At 74.3% G+C, this 6,909-nt stretch carries 5 protein-coding genes; 2 read left to right on the forward strand and 3 right to left on the reverse strand.

Annotation, left to right across the window (positions count from 1 at the left end; all coding sequences use genetic code 11):
- Positions 1 to 75: 75 nt before the first annotated feature.
- Positions 76 to 1,344: an AMP-binding protein gene (locus tag CCN42_RS02505; protein ID WP_158102051.1), complete on the reverse strand. Its 1,269-nt coding sequence runs from the start codon at positions 1,342 to 1,344 to the stop codon at positions 76 to 78.
- Positions 1,345 to 1,910: 566 nt separating this feature from the next.
- On the opposite strand from CCN42_RS02505, the gene CCN42_RS02510 reads away from it, so the two are divergent.
- Together CCN42_RS02510 and CCN42_RS02515 are read left to right on the forward strand one after the other, a co-directional pair.
- The gene (locus CCN42_RS02510) at positions 1,911 to 4,064 is read left to right on the forward strand and encodes an ATP-binding SpoIIE family protein phosphatase (protein WP_086732853.1); all 2,154 of its coding nucleotides are present in this window, start codon (positions 1,911 to 1,913) and stop codon (positions 4,062 to 4,064) included.
- A 250-nt stretch (positions 4,065 to 4,314) separates the two neighbouring features.
- On the forward strand, positions 4,315 to 5,871 hold the full coding sequence (locus CCN42_RS02515; protein ID WP_086732854.1) for a GMC family oxidoreductase: 1,557 nt from the start codon (positions 4,315 to 4,317) through the stop codon (positions 5,869 to 5,871).
- Between the two features lie 262 nt (positions 5,872 to 6,133).
- On the opposite strand, the gene CCN42_RS02520 is transcribed toward CCN42_RS02515, so the two are convergent.
- Together CCN42_RS02520 and CCN42_RS02525 are read right to left on the reverse strand one after the other, a co-directional pair.
- A complete protein-coding gene (locus tag CCN42_RS02520; protein ID WP_086732855.1) occupies positions 6,134 to 6,496 on the reverse strand; it encodes an antibiotic biosynthesis monooxygenase family protein in 363 nt (120 codons plus the stop codon).
- Positions 6,493 to 6,909: cytochrome P450 (locus CCN42_RS02525; protein WP_143661829.1), on the reverse strand; the 417-nt coding region annotated here is incomplete at its 5' end. The genes CCN42_RS02525 and CCN42_RS02520, both read right to left, overlap by 4 nt.

The following is a 6,909-nucleotide window of genomic DNA, read 5'->3' on the forward strand; positions in this document are numbered from 1 at the left end:
CCGCGGGCGTGCGTCGCCCGCGGCCGCCACGATGCGCAGGGGACAGGATCGCCGCCGGGCGGCGGTGCGGTGGCCTCAGTGCGGAGGGTCGCCCGGGGAAGCCGGGTCGATCCCCGTGATCTCCAGAGCGCCGCACTCGTTCCGGCGGCCGAGGTAAGGGGACTTCGTGAGTGACGCCGGGGCCGGCAGGTCCCCTTCCGGCCGGCCGCGCGTGCGCAGCCGGTCGAAGGGCAGGGCGGTGCCGGACGCCCAGACCGCGCCGGTGCGGCCGTCCTCGAGCGGGTGCCCCTCGGCGTCGCGGATCGTGATCCGGACCCGCGACACCTCGCGGCCGACGACCGCGAGGGAGGACGTGGTGACGCCGTCCGCCGAGTGGTCGACGGCCGCCCAAGGCATCGCGCCGTCGAGCGGGGCGAACTCGGCGAGCAGACGGGTCCGGGGCAGCATCCGCAAGTGCCGCCGGACGAGTTCGCCGGGACAGGGCTCGCCGACGAGCAGGACGGTGCGCAGCCTGGTCGGGGCTCCGGGTACCGCCGCGTCGAGCGCGGTCGCGTAGTCCGCGGGCCGCAGGACGGCCGTGGTCGCGTGGTCCGTGGTCCGCGGCGCGACCGGGACGCCTCCGGGCCGGGAGGACAGGGTCACGCCCGCGCTGAACGCCCACCACGCCCCGGACAGCGCCTCCGGCGCGCCGGGCCGCCCGCAGACCGCCACGGCGCGGTCGGGGGGACCGACCCGGCGGGTGCGATCGGCCAGGGAGAACATCCACGCCCGGTGATCGACCAGATGGCCCGTCCCGTCGGCGTGCTCGACGAGGAGGTGCGCCGCGTCGGTACGACCGGAGTGGGGCAGCGACGCCTCCGGGCGACGCCGTGAGATCCGCGACCACACGGCGGGGTCGTCCAGCACCAGGGCCGGCAGTTCCCACCGGGCGCGGAGGGCGGAGCCGCAGAGGACCAACGACGCACCGCTCACCTCGGCGCAGCGCTCCAGGGCCGCCCGGTCCGCGTCGCGCGGCACGGGCACACACACCGCGCCCAGCTTCAGGACGGCCAACTGGGCCACGAGGAACTGCACGTGGTCGGTGCAGTGCAGCAGTACCGGATCGCCGAGCTGGACCTCGGCCCGCAGGAGGGCGGTGGCCAGCTGGGCGGCGTACCGCTCCGCGGCTCCGTAGGTGATGCCGCGGCCCTCGTCCTGTACGGCGACGGCGGTGCCCCGGTGCCGGGCCATCACGGAGAACAGGCCGTCCAAGGTTCCGCGGTGGGCCTGCGCGGACGGCGTGGAGCCCCGGCCGGCCGCCCGCGTCCCGGCGGCCGTGCCGCGCTCCGTCCCGTCGTCGGCCAAGGTTCCTGCTGGGCTCACTGATCCCCCTGGAGATGCCGTCCCGTCACGGTCATGGCCGCCCTTCGGGAGGTGGAGACTCCCCGGCCAAGGCGTCCCGGAGAGCAGTCTGCCGTGCGGCTCTGGGCAGCTTCTCGACAGAACCTCCAGCCCGTCTGCACCGGGTGCCGCCCCGCCCCGCACCACTGCCGGACTCACGACGGGGACCGGACTCACGACAGGGACCGGATTCACGAACGGGACCGGATCCACGAACGGGACCGGACTCATGACGGAGACCGGATCACGAGCGGCGACACGGAGGCCGGGACGCCGCCCCCCGGGCGGGGCGGCACGGGCCTGCCCGAACCCGCCGCAGAGCCGTGCCGCGACCGGGCGGACCGTCGCCCGGCCGCTCCGACCGGCCGGGCCCTGCCTCGCGGGCGACACGGCCCACCCGGCTCGGGTCCTGCCTTTCCGCAGGCGGCGCGGCCCGCCAGCCCCAGGGTCCGTCGGCCGGCGGCAGGCCCTGGTGCGCGGGCGGTACGCTCGGACGGGCGCGGCTCCGGACCCTTCGGTACGTTGCGGATATGGGGACCGATGTCGACGCCTTCCTGCGGCGGCTTGCTCAGGCGCTGAGACCGCGAGCGAATCAGTCGGCCGACGTGCTGCTCCGGGTTCTGCGCGCCGAGCTGCCCGAGATGTGGAAGGACGACGAGCTCTCCATGGTCGCCCTGGAGGAGACCGCCGGGCACGTCACCGCCTTTCTCGACATGCTGGAGCACGGCCTCGACGTCAGCGAGGTCGAGACACCCGCCTCGGCGCCGGAGGTGGCCCGCAGATTCGCCCGGCGCGGCGTACCGGTCAGTACACTCCTGCGGGCCTACCGCCTCGGGCATGTGAGCCTGCTCCAGATGATCCAGCGCGAGGCCACACGGCTCACCGGCGACTGGGAGCTGATCAACGCGGCGGGGATGCGGCTGATCGCGACGGGTTTCGAGTACGTCGACCGCGGTTCGGAGCAGGTCGTCGCCGCCTACCAGGAGGAACGCGACCGGCTGCTGCGGCGGCGGCTCCTGCTGACGAACGAGGCGAGCAGGCGGATCGGCACCACCCTCGACACCGCCCGCACCGCGCGGGAGCTGGCGGAGGTCGGCACGGACGACTTCGCCGACCTGGTGACCGTCGACCTGTTCGAATCCGTCCTCCAGGACGACGGCACTCCCCCGCCGGTGCTGCGGCGGGTCGCCCAGCACCCCGCCCCGGACGGCGGTCCGGACCCCGCCGTGGCCACGGGCCGGACGCACACCTATCCGGCCGGGTCCGAGCCGGCTCACGCGCTGGCCACGGGGCAGCCGCTGCTGCGCCACCGCACGGACTCCGACACCGCGGACCGCACCGGCGGCCCGCTCGCGCCCGGGGTGCACTCGGCGCTGCTGCTGCCCCTGCGGGCCCGCGGGGACACCCTGGGTCTGGCCCAGTTCTTCCGGCACCGCACCGTGGCGCCCTTCGACGAGGAGGATCTCCTGCTGGCCCAGGAGATCGCGGCCCGAGCCGCGGTGTACATCGACAACGCCCGCCGGTACACCCAGGAGCGTTCCACCGCGCTCGCCCTCCAGCGCAGCCTGCTGCCGCGCCGTCCGGTGGCGCAGTCCGCGGCCGAGACGGCCGCCCGCTATCTGCCCAGCGGGTCCGGCGCGGGCGTGGGCGGCGACTGGTACGACGTGATCCCGCTGTCCGGCGCCCGGGTCGCCCTCGTGGTGGGCGACGTCGTCGGCCGCGGCCTGCACGCCGCCGCCACCATGGGCCGCCTGCGGACCGCCGTCCGCGCCTTCGCCGACATCGATCTGATGCCCGACGAGCTGCTCACCCACCTGGACGACGTGGTCATCCGGCTCCAGCGCGAGGAGTCGGCCGAGGAGGGCGAGACCAGCGCGACGTGTCTGTACGCGATCTACGATCCGGTGTCCCGGCTGTGCTCGCTGGCCAGCGCCGGGCATGTGCTGCCTGCCGTGGTGACCCCCCTGGCCGCCGACGACGGCACCCCGGCCGGCCGGGCGGTCGACTTCCCGGAGATGCCCATCGGCCCACCGCTGGGCCTGGGCGGGCTGCCCTTCGAGACGGCCCAGTTCGAACTGCCGGAGGGCAGCCTGCTCGCCCTGTTCACCGACGGTCTCCTGGAGAGCCGCAGGCGCGACGTGGACACCGCGCGTTCGCTGCTGAGCGACGTCCTCGCCCGGGCACCGGGGTCGCCGGAGGAGCTCTGCGACCGGCTGCTGGCCGCGCTGCTGCCCAGCCGTCCGGCCGACGACGTGGCCCTGCTGGTGGCCCGGACCCGGGCGCTCGATCCCGGCCACGTCGCCGCGCTGGACCTCCCGTCCGACCCCGCTGCCGTCTCGCGGGCCCGTGACTTCACCACCGGCCGGCTGACCGCCTGGGGGCTGGAGGAGCTGGCCTTCACCACCGAGCTGGTGGTCAGCGAACTGGTGACGAACGCGATCCGCTACGGCAAGGGCCCCATTCAGCTGCGGCTGATCCTGCAGTCGACGCTGACCTGCGAGGTCTCCGACGCGAGCAGCACCGCCCCCCATCTGCGCCGCGCCCGGGCCTTCGACGAGGGCGGTCGTGGGCTGCTGCTGGTCGCCCAGCTCACCGAGCACTGGGGCACGCGGCACACCCGCGAGGGCAAGGTCATCTGGGCGGAACAGCCGCTTCCGGCCGAGGGCGGCGGCGTCCTCGGATGACGGCCCGCGTCGGCCCGGTGCACCCGGTCGGCGCTGCCGGCGCTGCCGGGTGGCGCGATCTCGCCCGTGTCCTCGCCGAACGGCCGCCGCACCATGTACCGATCCGAGGCCCTGCGGGGACACTCGCCGTGATGAGCACCCCCGACGCCGACGTGATCACCTCCTCGACGACCGGCCCGACTCGGCGCGGGCAGGTGGGCGCCCGCGTCCCCGCACACCCGTGACACCGCCTTCGATCAAAGGGGATGGAATGAGCATGTACGACTACGTCGTGGTCGGCGCCGGATCCGCGGGCTGTGTCCTCGCGGCCCGGCTGTCGGAGGACCCCGATGTCCGGGTGGCGCTGATCGAGGCGGGCGGCCCCGACACCGCGCAGGAGATCCATGTCCCCGCCGCCTTCCCGCAGTTGTTCAAGTCCGACCTCGACTGGGATCTCGACTCCGATCCGGAGCCGGGGATCGGCGGGCGGCGCGCGTATCTGCCCCGCGGCAAGGTGTTCGGCGGTTGCAGCTCGATCAACGCCATGATCTACATCAGGGGCAACCGGGCCGACTACGACGGCTGGGCCGCGGCGGGGGCGACCGGCTGGTCGTACGCCGATGTGCTGCCGTACTTCCGGCGCTCCGAGGACAACGAGCGCGGCGAGAACGAACACCACGGTGTGGGAGGGCCGTTGACGGTCAGCGACGGGAGGTCCGGGCATCCGCTCGCGGCGGTGTTCGTGGACGCCGCCGTGCAGGCAGGGCACAAGGTCAACGACGACTTCAACGGCGAGACGCAGTTCGGTGTGGGGAGCTATCAGCTGACGCAGCGCGGCGGCCTGCGCTGCAGCACGGCCGTCGCCTATCTGCACCCCGCCCTGGAACGGCCGAACCTCACCGTGCTCTCCTCCGCCCGCGCCCACCGCGTGGTGCTCGACGGCGGCCGGGCGACGGGGGTGGAGGTGGAGCGGGGCGGCGTTGCCGAGGTGGTCCGCGCCGAGCGGGAGGTGATCCTCTCCGCGGGCGCCTACGAGTCCCCGAAGCTGCTGATGCTCTCCGGGATCGGGCCCGCCGCGACGCTGTCCGCCTTTGGTGTCGAGGTCGTCAGCGATCTGCCGGCCGGCCAGGGGCTCCAGGACCACTACGCGATGCTGCTCAACTTCCGTACCGACACGGAGTCGCTGACCGGCGCGGCGACTTCGGAGAACGCCGCGCTGCTGGAGAGCGCGGGGCGCGGCCCGCTGACCTCCAACATCGGGGAGACGGGCGGCTTCTTCCGCAGCCGGTACGGACTCGACGCGCCCGATGTGCAGTTCCACGCCGTCCCGGTCCTCTTCCACCAGGAGGGTCTCGGCCCGGTCGCCGAGCACGGCTTCGGCTTCGGCCCGTGCGTGCTCGCCCCGACCAGCCGCGGCGCGGTCACCCTGCGCTCCCCGCGCCCGGACGCCGCCCCGCGCATCGTGCACAACTACCTGATGACGGCCGAGGACCGGGAGTGCGCCGTCGCCGGGATACGGATCGCCCTGGAGATCGCGGCGCAGCGGGCGGTGACCGACCTCGTCACCGGCCCGTACGACGTGCCCGCGGGGGACTCCGACGGGGAGCTGCTGGCCTGGGCGCGGCGGTCCGGGCAGACGCTGTACCACCCGACGTCGACCTGTGCGATCGGCGCGGTGGTCGATCCCGAGCTGCGGGTGTTCGGGGTGGCGGGGCTGCGGGTCGCGGACGCCTCGGTGTTCCCGACGGTGCCGCGCGGGAACACCAACGCGCCCACGATCATGGTCGCGGAGAAGGCGGCCGACCTGGTGAAGGGGGCCACGCGGTGAGGGAGTGGTGCCGGGCGCTTCCCGGCTGACCCACCCCGCCCCGCGAGGCCCCGGGGAACCTTTCGCGCCGCGCGGGGCGCGGGGCCGGGGCCGCCTCGCCCGGGGCGTTCCCCGGCGTTTCGCGGTCCCGGCCCGTGCTCCTTCACCTCCGCCTCCTCCGCCGCCGTCGCCGGAAGGCGGAGCGGCGGGCGTACGACACGCCGCTCCGGTACGTGGTCGACGGCCAGCGCTCACCAGGACGGCTGTCCACGGCTCCAGCGCGTCACGGCGTACTCGGACCCTCAGAACGTGTTCCGGCACCGGCAGCCGGTGCGGCCCGCGTCCCGGCGGGACTCATGATGTGGAACAGCCCCGTCCAGCGGTCGTCGTGCAGGCAGGCGTTCAGCGGCTCGACCAGCGCCGTGTGAGCGGGGTCGGTGCGCCACCGCCTGACGGACTCATCGCTCTCCCACTCGCTGGTGAGCAGCCACTGGGCGGGATCGTCGAGGGACCGGCACAGCTGCTCGCCGAGGTGGCCGGGGAAGCGGCGGGCCCGTTCGAGGACACCCTGGTAGGCGGCCACGAAGTCCGCTTCCCGTCCGTCCCGCACCCGGAGCAGCCGGACCACCCGTACGGGGGCCGTCATGACGGGTCGAGGACGACCGGGAGCTCGGCGACGCCGCGGAAGGCGGGGAACGGCACGGTCAGCCAGGGCACGTCCTGTGGCGCCGATGCCAGCGTGACCCGGGGGAAGCGCTCGAAGAGCGTGGTGAGGGCGATGTGCATCTCCAGGCGGGCCAGCGGCGCGCCGATGCAGTAGTGCGGGCCGACGCCGAAGGCGAGGTGGTCCGCCTGGGCGTTGGGCCGCTCGACGTCCATCCGGTCCGGGTCCTCGAAGACCTCCGGGTCGCGGTTGGCCCCGGCGATCGACACCTGGACGAGCGAGCCCTTGGGAATGAGGGTGTCGCGGATGACGACGTCTTCCTTGGCGTATCGGAAGGTGCCGTTCTCCACGGAGGTCTCGAACCGGAAGATCTCCTCGACGGCCGCGGCCGTCGA

It is taken from the genome of Streptomyces glaucescens, from assembly GCF_002154375.1.
Lineage (GTDB): Bacteria > Actinomycetota > Actinomycetes > Streptomycetales > Streptomycetaceae > Streptomyces > Streptomyces glaucescens.